Source organism: Frigidibacter sp. MR17.24 (assembly GCF_037095655.1).
Classification (GTDB): domain Bacteria; phylum Pseudomonadota; class Alphaproteobacteria; order Rhodobacterales; family Rhodobacteraceae; genus Frigidibacter.
Genome location: NZ_JBAWKE010000007.1, coordinates 88,550 through 103,002, shown reverse-complemented (window position 1 = coordinate 103,002; position 14,453 = coordinate 88,550). Strand labels below are relative to the sequence as shown.

Below are 14,453 nucleotides of genomic sequence, written 5' to 3'. Positions count from 1 at the left end.
GTCTCCGGTTTCAGTATGGACTTGACCATTCCAACAGCCCGATGATTCGTCAAGTACTTGATTTAACTCAATAATTTGTTGAACAACCTCAGCCTCTGCAGGCGCCATTCAACAATCACGTGTTTGCAGCTCGCACTTCCGTCACGCTGCATTCGAGGATGTCGCCTTCGAAATAGCCAATCAGCGCGTGGACATAGATTTGCCCGGCGACTTCCTCCGGAAGGTCTTGGACATCCCCGGAGCGACAAAAGAACGGCTGCGGCTGGTGGCTCGGCAGGTGTCGGCAGATCGCGACGCAGCGCGCGTAGCCTTCCTTCGGCCCAGGGAAGAGGCGAACGCGCTCCGCAGGAGTTGCGCGCCTCAGCCAGACCGCGCGGTCTGGAAAACGCTGCGCATATCGCACGTCGATCTGCTCACCCGAATCTTTGATCTTCATCTGCCGCCCCTTTGGTTGGATGTGACGAGGCCCTGCGCGCCATGAATCGCACAGGGCCTCAACCGCCCGGGCGATGCGCGGGTGGGGTTCTTGGTGGCGAGGCCGACCCGTAGGCCGCCCCCGCCGGTTTCAGGAACCTTGGTGAAAATGTTCTGCCAAAAACTTCTGGACTCTACAATTCAAATGTAAGATGAAGAGCTGAAAGAGCTTGGAGCGCATGATGGGAAATCACCTAACCTTGGCTGAAATCGCCGCGAAGTTCGCCCGTATGGACGGAGTCGAGGACGATCGCCACGCCCCCTATGAAAAGGCGCTCCGCAATCTGGTCTCGCGCCATTTCCTGCCGCCGACGACACAGCAAGGTCGCGTTTTCCTCTACGACTCTGCGGCGTCGCTGGCGATTCGGCTCGGCCAGATCGCCAGTGACTTCGGGCTGCCCCGAACGTCCGTCGACACGCTCACCCGGTGGTTATCGGCTTCTGGGGACCGCAAGTTGGAGCTGCCCGAGGGCGGGCTCATGGGCCTGTCGCACGCCGAGGAAGCGATCCAACGCGCGAAGAGCGGCGAAGCCTTCAACGTCCATCTGATCATGCGCGCAGATCGCAGCGTCATCGTGCAACAGGATTGGGTTTCCGATCGCGCCGTTGATGACCAACGCAACGCGCGAATGCGCGCTGCCCTCAAGTCACTCGGCCACGATGCCGGCCCGGAGATCGCCCGCTTTTCGCTCCCCGCCTCGCGCATCATCACCGAAATGCTTCCGGTGCTCGGCGAGGACTGACAGATGCGCTGGCCCCGCCTTTTCAATCGCACGCAGCCCGAGCCGCGCCCGAACGCGGTGCGGATGCTGGAAGGCGCTTCGGGCCGGCGGTGGAGCAACACCCCAGCTTTCGGCGCGACCGGCAGTGAGGTTTTGGCCGGTGCGGCTCAGGTGCGTGGCCGGGCCCGCCACCTGCGCTTCAACGATCCTACCGCTGTAAACGCCGCCGAGATCCTGAAGACTGCGCTGGTCGGCTACGGCGTGACGGCAGCGAGCCTTGCTGAAGACGGGGCGAGGCGCGAAACCCATGACGGCGAATTTAGCGCATGGTCCGAGCGCACCGGCTTCGGCGCCCTTTTGGGCGAAATTTGCGATGCACTTGTCACGGACGGCGAAGCGCTGCTGATCCTCAGGACCGACGAGGAAGGGGCATTGCGCCTCCAGCATGTTCCGGCCGAGCAACTTGACGAGTCCTATAGCGTCGAGCTTAGCGCGGGCCGTTACATCGCTGCCGGCATTGAATACGGCGCTGATGACGAGGTGATCGCGTATCACTTCCGCCCTGCGCGACCGGCTGACCAGTATCAAAGCTTCCGCGCTCCGCTGCGCGTCGATGCCGCAGAAGTAATCCACATCTATCGCCGGCTCGGAGCTGGCCAGACGCGCGGCCTGTCGTGGTATGCGCCCGTGATCCTGCCGCTGAACGAGTTGTCGCAACTGCAGGACGCGCTGGCGGTGAATGCCAAAGTTCAGGCGATGCTCACCGGCTTCATCCTGGACCTTAACGGCAACGGCCCCAACCCATTCGGGGAAGCAAGCGGCGCACTTGATGTCTCCCTCGAGCCAGGCGTCATGCGCGTTCTTCCCCAAGGTTTCGATGTGAAGTTCACCTCGCCGCAGCAAATGGGCCAGGCGGTTGACCTAGTGGCTGTCGGGCTGCGTCAGATCGCGGCCGGCTTGCAAATCCCCGAATTTCTGCTCAGCGGCGACATGCGAGGTGTGAACTACTCGTCTGCCCGCACGGCCTTGGTGCAGTTTCGTGCCCATATCGAGGCGATCCAACACGCGACTCTCGTCCCTGCGCTAAATCGCATTTGGGCACGCTGGCAGCTCCTCGAGACGCTGCGCGGCAACAACTCAACCGCCACAGCCACACCGGCCGAGTGGCATTTCCCCAAACCGCAGTGGGTCGATCCCGAGTCCGACGCCTCCGCAACGCGCGAGATGCTGGCCATGGGCCTGGTCAGTCGGCGGATGGCGGTGGCCCAGCTTGGCTATGACGTGGCCCAAGTGGACGCCGAGATCGCAGCCGACCGCCAACGGGAAACCGCCCTCGGCCTTACCTTCGGGCAACATCATGTTGAACATAAGGGTGCTAAACCGTGAACGTTCGCCTCACTGCTGACCCGCGGCGCGCAGCGCACGTCGCCAAGCCGCCCGCGCCGACTGACACGACTGAGGGTGAACGCTTCTATCGGGCGATGCCTCGTGTCGGCGACGTGGATCCCGACAGCCGGAAATTTCTCGCGGTCGTCGCGACCGCCACGCCGGTATCGCGCCGGGACTCCCGCGGGCCGTTCCTCGAAATCCTCGACCCCGCCGGACTTGAGTTCGCTTCCGATGACGACTGGCCATTGCTCACCGATCATCGCCAGTCGGCGCGCGAGACCGTGGGCCGAGCCTCGGCGCTCAAGATCGACGGCCAGAGCGTCACCGCCACGCTGCGGCTCGGCCAGGCTGATGACATCGAACCCCTTTTCCAACGCGTCCGCGAAGGCACGATCCGGCATGTGAGCGCCGGCTATCAGGTGCTGGCGTGGCGCGAGACCGTGGATCCCCAAACCCGGCAGAGGACGAAGACCGCCACACGCTGGCGACTTCTGGAAGTGTCCCTCGTGCCGGTGCCCGCCGACCCCAAAGCAGTCATCAAAAGGAGTGCCGCCGTGCCCCTCGACATCGAAAACCGCACTGCGCTGATCGACACGCTGCGCTCCGCCTGCAACCTGCCCGAGACTTGGGGCGAGGGGCTGGACGATGAGAGCGTCACCGACGAGGCCGTGCGTGAAGCCGCTCGCGCAGAGATGCTGCGGCGCGGCGCACCGCGGATTACTATCCGCCGCGATAATAGCGACCCGGCGCAGATCCGCACCCGTGCGGCCGATGCACTGGCCTTCCGCATGGTCGGCGGCGAGTTGCCTGAAGCCTCGCGCGAATTCGTGGGCATGAGCCTTCGCGAGCTTGCGGCGGATGCCCTGCAACGAACCGGCGTGTCGACGCGCGGCATGTCCGCGGATGACGTGTTCGCACGCAGCCTCGGCACCAGCGACTTCCCGCTCCTCGTCTCCAATGCGATGGGCAAGGTGGCCGCGCAGGCCTATCAGGCCGCGGAGTCGCCCCTGAAAGCGCTTGCTCGCCAGCGCACCCTTCCCAATTTCAAGGAGTCGACCAGCGTCCGCATCGGCGAAATGGGCCGGCTGGAAGAGATGACCGAGCATGGGGAGTTCACGCACACCAGCCGCGCCGAGGCCGGTGAAACCATGTCGCTGCGGACCTTCGGTCGCGCCATCAACGTCAGCCGCAAGCTGCTGATCGACGATGACCTCGGCCTCCTCGGCGACATGACCTCGGCAATGGGACAGGCTGCCGCCCAGACGGAAGCCGAGGCGATGGTCGCGCTGCTGGCAGGCAATCCCGACATGGCGGACGGCGTGCCGGTGTTCCACGCCTCGCGCGGCAACCTGGGCACGACGCTCGACCACGCCATGAACACGGAAGGCCTGTCGCGAGCCCGCAAGGCGATGCGCACGGTCAAGGGGCTCGACGGCAAGACGATCATCGATGTGCGCCCGCGCCACCTTGTCGTCGGTCCCGACTTGGAAACCGAGGCCGAGCGGCTGCTGGCAGCGATCAACCCGACGACGACGCAAGACGTGAACCCGTTCGTCGGCAAGCTGTCGCTCGTTGTCGAGTCCCGGCTGGACGGCGATGCGTGGTATCTGCTGGCAGATCCCGCGTCCGTGCCCTGCCTCCAATACGGCTATCTCTCGTCGGCCCAAGGCGTCCAGATCCAGCGACAGGAGGCGTGGGACACTCTCGGCATGAAGTTCCGGGCGTGGCTCGACTTTGGCTGCGGCTGGCTCGACTGGCGCGGCGCGTTCAAGGCCGAGCGCTGACATGGCGACCATCACCGAACTTCAGCGTCGGCGAGAGGAGCTGCAACAGCTTCGCTTTGACGGTGTGCGCAGCGTCCGCGACCAGAACGGCGAGCAGATCGAATACCGCTCGGACGCCGAGATCGCCAGGGCACTCGCCGCCATCGACTCCGAGATCGCAACCCTGCAACGCGGTCGGCTCGCGCTGATCCGCTTGCAAACCTCGAAAGGCGTTTGATCGTGAAAAACTACGTGCAACCCGGTCGCACCGTGACCATTCCCGCCCCTGCGGCGGTCCTCTCTGGCGACATCGTCGTCGCCGGCAATCTCGTCGGCATCGCCTCGGGCAATGCGGCTCAGGGCGAAGCGCTCGACCTCAGCCTACAAGGCGTCTTCGATGTTCCGAAGATCGCGGCCGATGACTTCGCGGTCGGCGCCCGCGTCTTCTGGAACGCCGGCCAAGGGCTTGCGACGACGACCGCGGGCACCAATGCCCGCGTCGGCACCTGTGTGCAGGCCGCGCCGGCCGACAGCGCCACTGTCCGCGTCAAGCTCGTCCAGATCTGAGGCCCGTTCCGTCATGAAACTCACTGCCGCCTCGCCAGATCGGAGAGCCCTGCCCTTGCCCAGCGCACGGCTTCTTTCCCGTCTCGAGGCGGCAGCTTATGCCGGCGTCGGCGCAACGACCTTCGACAAGATGGTCGAAGATGGCAGTATGCCGAGGCCGAAGCGGGTTTACAGCCGAGTCCTTTGGGACGTTCGCAAGCTGGACTCGGCGATCGAGGCGCTGCCAGGCGACGAAGACAACGCGCCGAACCCTTGGGATGATTGATGAAGCTGCGTCTGAAACATCTGTCCGAAGACACTGATCGGCATGGAAACGTGCGCGTCTATCTGCGCCTCCCGGGTCAACCGAAAGTGCGGCTGCGCAACAAGTTCGGCACACCCGAATTCCTCAAAGAATATCAGGACGCATGCGCAGCGGCGAAGGCCGTCGCCCCCACCGCTGCCGAGAAAGCGTCAGGCGTGCGGCCGATCGTGCCCGGCTCAGTGCGCGCGCTGTGTGTCCTATACTACCGCAGCGCCATGTATCACGAGTTGGACGAACGGACGCGCAAGGTGCGCCGGTCGATCCTCGAGCGCTTCTGTGAGCGCAAGAATGACGGCGACAAGCCTTTCGCCCTGATCCTGCCAAAGCATATCCGCCAGCGCCGTGACGAGATGATGGACCGGCCCGAGGCCGCGAACGGCATGATCAAGGCTTTGCGCCAGCTCTTCAAGTTCGCCGTCCGCTACGATCACCACCACCTCAACCCCGCTGCCGAAGTGGAATACCTCAAGGGCAACCCGGACGGCTTCCATTCGTGGTCCCTCGAGGAGATCGAGAAGTTCGAGGACCGGCACCCGATCGGCACCAGCGCACGCCTCGCTCTGGCGCTCGCGCTTTACACAGGGCAGCGCCGCGCCGACATCGTGCAATTCGGCCGGCAGCACGTCCGCGACGGGTGGCTGGTCTTCACGCAGCACAAGAACCGCAACCGCAAGCCGGTGCGGCTCGAGATCCCCGTCATCGCCGAACTGCAAGCGATCATCGACGCCACCAAGTGCGGCGACCTGACTTTCCTTGTGACCGAGTTCGGCAGGCCCTTCACCGCGGCGGGATTCGGCAACCGATTCCGCAAATGGTGTGATGAGGCCGAGTTGCCGGAATGCAGCGTCCACGGCCTGCGCAAAGCCGCCGCCGCGCGCCTCGCCGAGCTGGGGTGCACCGAACAGGAGATCATGGCGATCACTGGCCATGCCACCTCGAAAGAGGTCACACGCTACACCAAGGCAGCGCGCCAGAGGACGCGGGCAGAAAGCGCGTTGAAGCGCCTAGAGGCGGGACAAAAGCAGGACAAAATTGTCCCACTTTGAGCCAACGCGACAGCTGGTGGGACAAAAGTCGCTTACAACCGACTGATTTCATTGAGGAAGAAAAGTAAATGGTGCCCAGAGCCGGAATCGAACCAGCGACACGCGGATTTTCAATCCGCTGCTCTACCAACTGAGCTATCTGGGCACCGTCCCCGGAGGGGCGTCGCGGGCGCTGCCCGCGGTTGGTGGCGCGGTCTTATAGGGACCGGCCGGGGCTGTCCAGAGGGTGCGTGCAGAAAATCCGCCCGCATCCTCCCTGCCCCGGCGGCAGGCGTCAGTGCGGCCGCCGCGGCGGCAGCTCGGGCGGGTTGTCCTCTTCCTCGACGGCGTCGCCGGGGATGACGTAGCTGCCCGTCAGCCAGCGGCCGAGGTCGATGTCGGCGCAGCGCTTCGAGCAGAACGGGCGGTACTTCGGATCGGTGTCCTTGGCACAGATCGGGCAGCTCATCGGATCACTCCTTCAGCAGGTCCGCCAGCGGCAGCCGGTCGCGCTTGCGGCTGAGTTCGTAGTTGCCCAAGGGCGTCCAGCCCGCGAGGCTGGTCTCGGCCGCCTCGCCGCGGAAGGCCGCGCGCAGCTGCTGGTCGAGCGCGGCGCGGTCCTTCTTCGGCATCGGCGCGAAGTCGACCACCACCTGGCCGCCAAGGCCGCGCAGCCGCAGCTGGCGCGGCAGTTCGCGCGCGGCGGCGATGTTGGCCTTGAGGCCCGCGGCAAGGCTGGTGTCGGCGCCGGTGTTGACGTCGACCGCGATCAGCGCCCGCGTCGGCTCGATCACCAGCGACCCGCCGCCCGGCAGCGCCACCTCGGGCGCCAGCAGCGCGTCGATCGCGTCAAGCACGCCCTCGGTCTCGAAGGCGCCGGGGCGGTCGACGACCTCGTCGGGCGCGGGCTCGGACCAGTCGCGCCAGGCGGTCTCCTGCGGGCCGGCCGCATCGACCAGAAGCTCGGGCTCGCCGTCGAGATCGGCCATCACCGCCTCGGCCAGCGCGCGCAGCTCGGCGATCTCGGCGGCGATCTCGTCGTCAGGTGCCTCGGCGGCGGCCGAGCGGACGATCAGCCCGAAATCGGACCCCGCCATGCCCTCGGCGGCCAGCGCCGACAGACCCTCGCGGATCGCTTCCTCGCGGATGCGGCGCGAGATGTTGAGCCCCGGCGCCAGCGGCGTGACGATGGCGAACCGGCCCTTGAACAGCGCGCGCAGCGTCACCGGCGGCGCCTTGTGCGGCTCGGCCTGGCCGGACACCTGCACGATCAGCCGCTGGCCCGGCGCGATGCCGCCGGCTTCGCGCAGGAAGCCCTTGGACCCGTCGCCCAGACGCACGAAGACGCCGCCCTGACCCTTCATCGGCCGGTCGGCGACACCGCGGTAGATCGCGCCCGGCAGCGGGCCCGTCGCCTCGCCCGGATCGAGGATCAGGTCCTCGAGCCGTCCGTCGAGCATCAGCGCCGCGGCCTCGCGGCCAAGGACCTCGCCCAGGATGACGACGCGGCCGATCATGGGCGCTCTCCGAATACGGGCCAGCCGGCGGCGGCCAGCAGGGTCGCGGTCTCGGCCACGGGCAGGCCCATGACGGCGGAATGGCTGCCCTGGATCCAGGGCAGGAAGGCGCCGGCCAGGCCCTGGATGCCATAGCCCCCGGCCTTGCCCTGCCAGTCGCCGGTGGCGAGATAGGCGTTCACTTCCTGATCCGACAGCGTCTTCATCTTCACCTGCGTCTCGACCAGACGCTCCCACAGCCGCGCGCCCCGGCGCACCGCCACCGCGGTCAGCACCCGGTGCCGGCGGCCCGACATCAGATAGAGGAATTGCGCGGCCTCGCCCGCATCCGCGGGCTTGCCGAGGATCCGGCGCCCGACCGCGACGGTGGTGTCGGCGCACAGCACGATGTCCTCGGGCCCGGCCGCGACCGCCAGCGCCTTCTCGCGCGCGACGCGCGCGCAGTAGTCGCGCGGAAGCTCGGCCCGCAGCGGCGTCTCGTCAGTATCGGGGGGGGCGATGAGATCGGGCACGATGCCAAGCTGCGCCAGAAGGTCCTTCCGGCGGGGGCTGGCCGATCCGAGGATCAGGCGTCCCCCGCAAGGGGCGCCCGATGTGTCGACAAGCGACTCAGCGGAAGCGGTAATTGATCCGCCCCTTGCTGAGGTCGTAGGGGGTCATCTCGACCTGAACCCGGTCGCCTGCCAGAACGCGGATGCGGTTCTTCCGCATCTTGCCTGCCGTATGCGCGATGATCTCATGGCCGTTTTCCAGCTCGACCCTGAACGTCGCATTGGGCAGGAGTTCCTTCACGACGCCGGGGAATTCGAGCAGTTCTTCCTTGGCCATGGTCACTCCGTTGCAGTCACCCCCCTGTCCGGGGGGCGCCGCCTAAATGCGCTCACAAGGGCAACATTTCAAGAGCTATTGAGTTCCCCGCCCGGCAATTGTGACATGCGCCACGGCCATGGCCTGTTCGGGCCAGTGCGCGAAGGGCATCACGCCGCCGTCGGCGCGGCTGTCGCGCACGAGGTCGAGAGAGATCTCGGCCAGGCACCAGCCGGGGACGTTCATCCCGGTCTCGGCGAGGATGCCGGTGTCGGGCCAGCCGCGGTCCGCGGGCCCGTAAACCGCGGCCCGGCCCCAGTTCTCGTCGACCGCCGGGCACCAGGCGGCCAGGCCCACGGTCGGCGACTGGATCGCCACGCACTGGTTCTCGAGCGCGCGCGCCATCGCGCCGACGCGCACCCGGGTGAAGCCCGCGTGGCTGTCGGTGCACGACGGCACCAGCAGGATCTCGGCGCCGGCCTCGCACAGGGCGCGCGCGATCAGCGGGAACTCGCTGTCATAGCAGATGCAGATCCCGACCCGGCCGACGGCGGTGTCGAAGACCGACAGCCCCTGCCCGGCCGCGATGTGCCACTGCTCGCGCTCGAACCGGGTCATCATCACCTTGTCCTGATGGCCGATGCGCCCGCCCGGGCCGAACAGCGCGGCGCGGTTCACCGGCACCGCGCCCGGCGCCGTGACCACCGGCACCGAGGCCGCGAGAATCGTCACGCCATGCGCCCGCGCCAGCCGCTCGTTCAGCGCCCAGTGCGCCTCGGCATGGCCCGCGACCTCGGCCAGCGCCCGGTCGAGATCGGCCGCGACCTCGGCGCCGCCAAGGCTCGCAAGTTCCATCGCGCCATATTCGGGGAAGACCAGAAGCGCCGCGCCCTGACCGGCGGCCTCGGCAACCCAGCGTGTCAGCTTCGCCTCGTAAGCCTGCCAGTCGGCGAGGAAATCCAGCGGATAGGCCGCGGCGGCCACCAGTGTCGTCATGGCCGAAGCTCCCGGATCCAGAATTGCAGCCGCTTCTCCGTCTCGCCCGGCGCGCCGATGTCCTTCCACGAGAAGGCGGCGACGACACCGTCGAGCGGCGCATAGCCGCGCCCGCGCCAGAAGGCGTCGAGCGGCCGGTAGCCGGCGGGCCGGGCCGGGTGGTCGGCCGGCCGGATCACCGAGCAGAAGGCCGACCAGCGCCGGCCGAGCGCGCGGGCATGGCCTTCGCGCGCGTCGAAGAAGGCATGGCCCAGCCCCTGCCCGCGCCAGTCGGGCAGCAGCACCGATTCGGCGCAGTAGAAGATGTCGGACAGCGCCAGCCCGGTCGCGGCGAAGGGCGCGGCGAATTCGGCGGCATGATCCTCCATCGGCGCGCCGGTCGCGGCGCCGACCAGCCGGTCGCCGTCGAAGGCGCCGACGACGACCGCCCCGGCCGAGGTGCGGTAGCTGTCGAGATAGCGCCGCTCGTAGCCGAGATCGCCGTCGTAGAGATAGGGCCAGTCGCGGAACACCGCGATGCGCAGCCCCGCCACGTCGTCGAGCGCCGCGTCGAGCGTGGCGCCCGTGAGGACCCGGGTGGTGACGCTCACGCCGCCTCCGAGACCTGCCGCACCCAGTCCGACAGGTTGTAGTAGGTGGTCACGCGGGTGATCCGCCCGTCGTCCAGCGCGAAGAAGGTGCCGGCGGGCAGGATGTAGCGCTGGCCCTTCGCCTCGGGCAGGCCGGGGTCGGTCATGAGGTATTCGCCGTTCACGATGAACTCGGCCGCGGCGCGGGTGCCCTCGGCATTCGAGAAGATCACGATGTCGGTCAGCGTCTCGCGGTAGCTCACGCCCATGTGGCTGCAGAACTCGGCGAAAAGCTCCTTGCCCTTGCGCACGCCGCCCTCGTTCACGTGATGCTCGATCCCGTCGTCGAGCAGCGCCATCATGCCCGCGGCATCGCCCGCGTTGAAGGCCGCGTAATAGGCGGCGATCACGGCCTTGGCGTCGGTCTGCATCATCCTGTCTCCTTCTCCGCCGGGCTGTCCTTGCCCGTGGCGGGGTCCTGGTCACTGGTCACCTGCCCCGCCGAGGGGGCACCGAAGCGGTCGATCAGCCGCTCGCGGATCTGGTCGCGGGTCTGGCGATAGGCGGCAAGCTTGGCCTCGCGCCCCTCGCCAAGGCCGGTGGGATCGAGCACCGGCCAGTATTCGACGTCTAGGTGATAGTACCGCGTCAGGTCCAGCGCCCGGCGCTGGCTGGCCGGCGAGAGCGCGACGATCAGATCGAAGCTCGACAGGTCGTCGCCCCATTCCTCCATCTGGTCGAAGCTGCGCGCGCGGTGGCGGTCCAGTTCGACCCCGATCTCGGCGCAGACGGCGACGGCGAAGCCGTCGACCTCCAGCTCGTTGCGCACGCCCGCGGACTGCACATAGATCTCGCGCCCATAGAGCGCCTTCATCATGCCCTCGGCCATCGGCGACCGCACCGCGTTGTAATCGCAGCAGAACAGCACCGAATGGGGGCGCGGATCGGGCAAGATCAGCCTCCGGCGTTCAGCACGCAGATCAGGGTGAACAGGCGCCGGGCGGTGTCGATGTCAAGCTCCGCCTTGCCCTCGAGCCGCTCGATCAGGATCCGCGCGCCCTCGTTGTGGATGCCGCGCCGCGCCATGTCGATCGCCTCGATCTGCGCCGGCTGCAGCGTCCGGACCGCGTCGAAATAGCTGGCGCAGATCTGGTGGTAGTCCTTCACCGCCTGCCGGAACGGGCCCATCGACAGCTGGAACTCGGCCAGCTTCTCGCCCTCCTCGGACGCGGTGTCGAACACCAGCCGACCGGCGCGCATCGCCAGCAAGAGCGCGAAGGGGCCCGGCGGCGGCGGCAGGCCGGGCCGGCCCGGCAGGGCGAAGGAATTGTCCTCGAGCAGGTCGAAGATCGCGACGCGGCGCTCCTGCTCGATCTCGGGGCTGGGCACGGCGAGGCCGGCGTCGTCGATCTCGATCCTTGCGATCCGGGTCATCGGGGCCCTCCGCTGCCTGCTCCCCAAGGGCTTGATGCCCGAGCCTGCGGCGCAGCGCAAGGCGCGGGCGCGCCGCCGCCACCCCGCCGCCGCCCCGCCGCCGCACACCGGCGATCCGGCCCGGCCGCGATCAGGCGCCTTGCGCGGGCGGGCGGATCGTGCAGGGCTGCGGCGCAGGGACCGGCGCCCGCAGGCCGCGGGACCGGCCCCATCCCCGACACGGAGACCGCCATGCCCCTCACCCCGCCGCTGCCCGGCAAGGACCGGCTGCACATCCTGTTCGCCCACGCGGCCTATGACATGAAGCCGCGCTTCGACGCCGCGCATGGCGACATCGCCACGACCCAGGTCAGGACCTACGACGACCTCGCCGCGGCGCTGCCCGGGGCGGATGTGCTGGTGACCTCGATGATGTGGCGCAACGAGCTTCTGCCGCGGGCGGGGCGGCTGCGCTTCCTGCAGTCGGTCAGCGCGGGCACCAACCAGTACGACGTCGCGGCCTTCCGCGCGGCCGGCATCCTGCTGGTCTCGGGCCAGGGGGTGAACACCAACGCGGTCTCGGAACAGGCGATCGGGCTGATGCTGTCGCTGACCCGCCGGCTGGCCGAGGCGCGCGACAACCAGTCCCGGCGGTTCTGGCGCCCGAACCAGTCCGACCCCGCCCGGCGCGAGGACGAGGTCGCGGGCAAGACGATGCTGGTGGTGGGGCTTGGCGGCATCGGCGCGCGGATCGCGCGGCTGGCGCAGGCCTTCGGGATGCGGGTGATCGGCATCCGCCGCGACCCGGGCCGGGGCGCGGCCGGGGCCGACGCGGTGCACGGCTTCGACGATCTGCCCGCGGTGCTGCCCGCGGCCGATGTCGTCGTGCTGGCCTGCCCGCTGACCGAGACCACGGCAGACCTGATGGATGCCGCGGCCTTCGCCCGGATGCAGCCGGGCGCGATCCTCGTCAACGTCGCCCGCGGCGGCTGCGTCGACGAGGAGGCGCTGGCCGCCGCGCTGATCGAGGGGCGGATCGCGGGCGCCGCGCTCGACGTCACCCGGACCGAGCCGCTGCCGGCCGAAAGCCCGCTGTGGGACCTGCCGAACCTGCTGATCACCCCCCATGCCGCCGGCGAGACCCGCGCCTACGAGGGCAACGTGCTCGCGCTGCTCGACACCAACCTCGCGCGGCTGGCGGCGGGGCGCGACGATCTGGTCAACCGCATCGCCTGAGGCCGGGCGCCGCGGCGGATGCCTGCGCGGCGGGCAGTTTCGCGCACCGCGGGCGGAATGCAGGCGCACTGCGGGCGATGGAGGGCGGAATGCGCGCCGCGGGGCTTCCGCCCGCGGCGGCTCTGTCCTATGCGGACGGACGGGAGGACGAACGGCGGCGGCGCATCCGGCAGGGGCGCGGCCGCACCTGATCGCCCCGAGGCCCGGACCATGCCCCAGCCCGCCGTCCCACCGCTTCCGCTTCGACATCCCGCCGCGTCGGTGCGCCCCGGCCTGCCGGCGGCGGTCTGGCTGCAGGTCGCGATGCTGGCCTGCCTGATCGGCGGCACGCTTGGCCACGTGCTCTTGCCGGTGCAGCTGGCGGCGGCGCTGGCGGTGATGTGGATGATCACGCAGCTGCGGCTGATGATCCCGCTCGCGCGGGTGTTCATGGCGCTGGCCACGACGCTGGCGGTGATCGCCGTCGCCCTCGACCCGGCGTCCTTCGCGCGGATCGAGACGGCGCTGCTGCAGGGCACGGGCTTTGCCGCGCTGATGATGGTGCTGGGGCTGCTGCGCGACCCGGTGCGGCGCTCGAGCGTCGCGCGCGGCGCGACCGAGTACCTGCTGTCCTTCCCGCCCGCGCGCCGCTTCGCCTCGCTGTTCGCGGGGGCGCATTTCATGTCGCTGATGTTCAACGTCGGCATCATCGCGATGATCGGCGACCTGACCGCGGCGCGCGACGGGCGCGACACGCGCGCCGACCCGGACCGGCGGGCGATGGTGATGGCGGCGATGCGCGGCGCGGCGCTGGTGTCGATCTGGTCGCCGATCAGCCTTGGCTTCGCGATCGTCACCGCGGGGCTGCCGGCGCTGGACCCGGTGACGCTGGCGCTGGCGGCCTTCGGCTTCGGCGCGCTGGCCGTCACGCTGGGCTGCCTCTGGCCGATGCTGCCGGCCGAGGCCCGGGTCGCCCCGCCCCCCGCCACGACTGCCACCACGGCCCCCGCCACGGGTCAGGGCCCGTGGCCGATGCTGGGGATCCTCGCGATCTCGGCGCTGCTGCTGGCGGCGACCTACGCGGTGCACCGCACCGCCGAGCTGAGCTTCACCGTCGCCTCGGTCACCGTGCTGCCGGTCTTCGCGCTCGGCTGGCTCGCGCTCGAGAGCCCGCGCGCGACCGAGGGCTTCGGCCCGCGGCTCACCCGCGCGCTCGGGGCGCTGGCCGATCTGCGGTCGGAGGGGGCGGTGTTCCTGTCGGCCAATGTCATCGGCGCGGTGCTGTCGATGGCGCTGCAGGCGACGCCGCTGTGGCAGGGGCTGATGGCCAGCGACGCCGCCGGGCTGCCGCTGGCGCTGGCCTGCCTGCTTGCCGTGCCGCTGGCGGCGACGGTCTATCTGCCCAACACGATCGTCGTGGTGATGGGCGCCCAGCTTCTGGGTCACACGCCGCTCGGGCTGGCGCATCCGGTCAGCCTCGGGCTTGCGCTCTGCATCGGCTGGGGCCTGGCGATCTGCGTCTCGCCGATCTCGGCGATGAACCTGATCTCGGCGCGGTTCTGCGCCACCAGCGCGCGGCGCATCGCGCTGGGCTGGAACCGCCGTTACGTCGTGGTGCTGGCGGCGCTTGGCTGCGCTGCCGTCGCCCTTGCCTATGGCGCCGGGCTCTGACACCCAGCCATCAGGACCCGC

At 68.8% G+C, this 14,453-nt stretch carries 19 protein-coding genes and 1 tRNA gene; 9 read left to right on the top strand and 11 right to left on the bottom strand.

The genetic code is table 11. The features are described from left to right. Positions 1–115 precede the first annotated feature (115 nt). Complete coding sequence (locus tag V8J39_RS18725; RefSeq protein WP_336462482.1) at positions 116–436, bottom strand: hypothetical protein; 321 nt, start codon at positions 434–436, stop codon at positions 116–118. A gap of 208 nt (positions 437–644) precedes the next feature. Here V8J39_RS18725 and V8J39_RS18720 point away from each other — a divergent pair, with 208 nt between their 5' ends. Genes V8J39_RS18720 through V8J39_RS18690 form a run of 7 tightly spaced genes read left to right on the top strand, consistent with a single transcriptional unit; the run spans position 645 to position 6,265 of the window. After that, positions 645–1,217, top strand: coding sequence for a hypothetical protein (locus V8J39_RS18720; RefSeq protein WP_336462481.1), 573 nt, complete (start codon positions 645–647; stop codon positions 1,215–1,217). A 3-nt stretch (positions 1,218–1,220) separates the two neighbouring features. Further along, complete coding sequence (locus V8J39_RS18715) at positions 1,221–2,582, top strand: phage portal protein (RefSeq protein WP_336462480.1); 1,362 nt, start codon at positions 1,221–1,223, stop codon at positions 2,580–2,582. Continuing rightward, positions 2,579–4,369 carry a phage major capsid protein gene (locus V8J39_RS18710; protein WP_336462479.1) on the top strand — a complete coding sequence of 597 codons (1,791 nt, stop codon included), beginning with the start codon at positions 2,579–2,581 and terminating at the stop codon, positions 4,367–4,369. Before V8J39_RS18715 ends, V8J39_RS18710 begins: the two co-directional genes overlap by 4 nt. A gap of 1 nt (position 4,370) precedes the next feature. Continuing rightward, positions 4,371–4,586, top strand: coding sequence for a phage head-tail joining protein (locus tag V8J39_RS18705; RefSeq protein WP_336462478.1), 216 nt, complete (start codon positions 4,371–4,373; stop codon positions 4,584–4,586). 2 nt (positions 4,587–4,588) lie between these two features. After that, entirely contained in the window at positions 4,589–4,915 is a 327-nt protein-coding gene (locus V8J39_RS18700) for a DUF2190 family protein (RefSeq protein ID WP_336462477.1), read from the top strand. 13 nt (positions 4,916–4,928) lie between these two features. Then, on the top strand, positions 4,929–5,180 hold the full coding sequence (locus V8J39_RS18695) for a helix-turn-helix transcriptional regulator (RefSeq protein ID WP_336462476.1): 252 nt from the start codon (positions 4,929–4,931) through the stop codon (positions 5,178–5,180). Then, complete coding sequence (locus V8J39_RS18690) at positions 5,180–6,265, top strand: tyrosine-type recombinase/integrase (protein WP_336462475.1); 1,086 nt, start codon at positions 5,180–5,182, stop codon at positions 6,263–6,265. The genes V8J39_RS18695 and V8J39_RS18690 overlap by 1 nt, the downstream gene beginning before the upstream one ends. 69 nt (positions 6,266–6,334) lie before the next feature. Here V8J39_RS18690 and V8J39_RS18685 read toward each other — a convergent pair. The 10 genes from V8J39_RS18685 to V8J39_RS18640 all read right to left on the bottom strand — a co-directional run bounded on the left by V8J39_RS18685 (position 6,335) and on the right by V8J39_RS18640 (position 11,567). Beyond that, positions 6,335–6,410: transfer RNA gene (locus V8J39_RS18685), tRNA-Phe, on the bottom strand. Positions 6,411–6,539: 129 nt separating this feature from the next. Further along, entirely contained in the window at positions 6,540–6,713 is a 174-nt protein-coding gene (locus tag V8J39_RS18680; protein ID WP_336462474.1) for a DNA gyrase inhibitor YacG, read from the bottom strand. 4 nt (positions 6,714–6,717) lie between these two features. Continuing rightward, positions 6,718–7,761 (bottom strand): ribonuclease E/G, encoded by a 1,044-nt coding sequence (locus tag V8J39_RS18675; RefSeq protein ID WP_336462473.1) that lies wholly within the window; start codon positions 7,759–7,761, stop codon positions 6,718–6,720. Continuing rightward, positions 7,758–8,330, bottom strand: a complete 573-nt coding sequence (locus V8J39_RS18670) for a Maf family protein (protein ID WP_336462546.1) — start codon at positions 8,328–8,330, stop codon at positions 7,758–7,760. Before V8J39_RS18670 ends, V8J39_RS18675 begins: the two co-directional genes overlap by 4 nt. A gap of 40 nt (positions 8,331–8,370) precedes the next feature. Next, entirely contained in the window at positions 8,371–8,589 is a 219-nt protein-coding gene (gene infA, locus V8J39_RS18665; RefSeq protein ID WP_336462472.1) for a translation initiation factor IF-1, read from the bottom strand. A 75-nt stretch (positions 8,590–8,664) separates the two neighbouring features. Beyond that, on the bottom strand, positions 8,665–9,564 hold the full coding sequence (locus V8J39_RS18660; RefSeq protein ID WP_336462471.1) for a carbon-nitrogen hydrolase family protein: 900 nt from the start codon (positions 9,562–9,564) through the stop codon (positions 8,665–8,667). Next, entirely contained in the window at positions 9,561–10,154 is a 594-nt protein-coding gene (locus tag V8J39_RS18655; protein WP_336462470.1) for a GNAT family N-acetyltransferase, read from the bottom strand. The genes V8J39_RS18660 and V8J39_RS18655 overlap by 4 nt, the downstream gene beginning before the upstream one ends. Beyond that, on the bottom strand, positions 10,151–10,567 hold the full coding sequence (locus V8J39_RS18650; protein WP_442902614.1) for a ketosteroid isomerase-related protein: 417 nt from the start codon (positions 10,565–10,567) through the stop codon (positions 10,151–10,153). The genes V8J39_RS18655 and V8J39_RS18650 overlap by 4 nt, the downstream gene beginning before the upstream one ends. Continuing rightward, positions 10,564–11,085, bottom strand: coding sequence for an arsenate-mycothiol transferase ArsC (locus V8J39_RS18645; RefSeq protein WP_336462469.1), 522 nt, complete (start codon positions 11,083–11,085; stop codon positions 10,564–10,566). The genes V8J39_RS18650 and V8J39_RS18645 overlap by 4 nt, the downstream gene beginning before the upstream one ends. Positions 11,086–11,087: 2 nt before the next feature. Next, positions 11,088–11,567, bottom strand: coding sequence for a UPF0262 family protein (locus V8J39_RS18640; protein ID WP_336462468.1), 480 nt, complete (start codon positions 11,565–11,567; stop codon positions 11,088–11,090). Between the two features lie 231 nt (positions 11,568–11,798). Here V8J39_RS18640 and V8J39_RS18635 point away from each other — a divergent pair, with 231 nt between their 5' ends. Further along, a complete protein-coding gene (locus V8J39_RS18635; RefSeq protein WP_336462467.1) occupies positions 11,799–12,782 on the top strand; it encodes a D-2-hydroxyacid dehydrogenase in 984 nt (327 codons plus the stop codon). 210 nt (positions 12,783–12,992) lie between these two features. After that, positions 12,993–14,432 (top strand): hypothetical protein, encoded by a 1,440-nt coding sequence (locus V8J39_RS18630; protein WP_336462466.1) that lies wholly within the window; start codon positions 12,993–12,995, stop codon positions 14,430–14,432. The last annotated feature ends 21 nt before the right edge of the window (positions 14,433–14,453 follow it).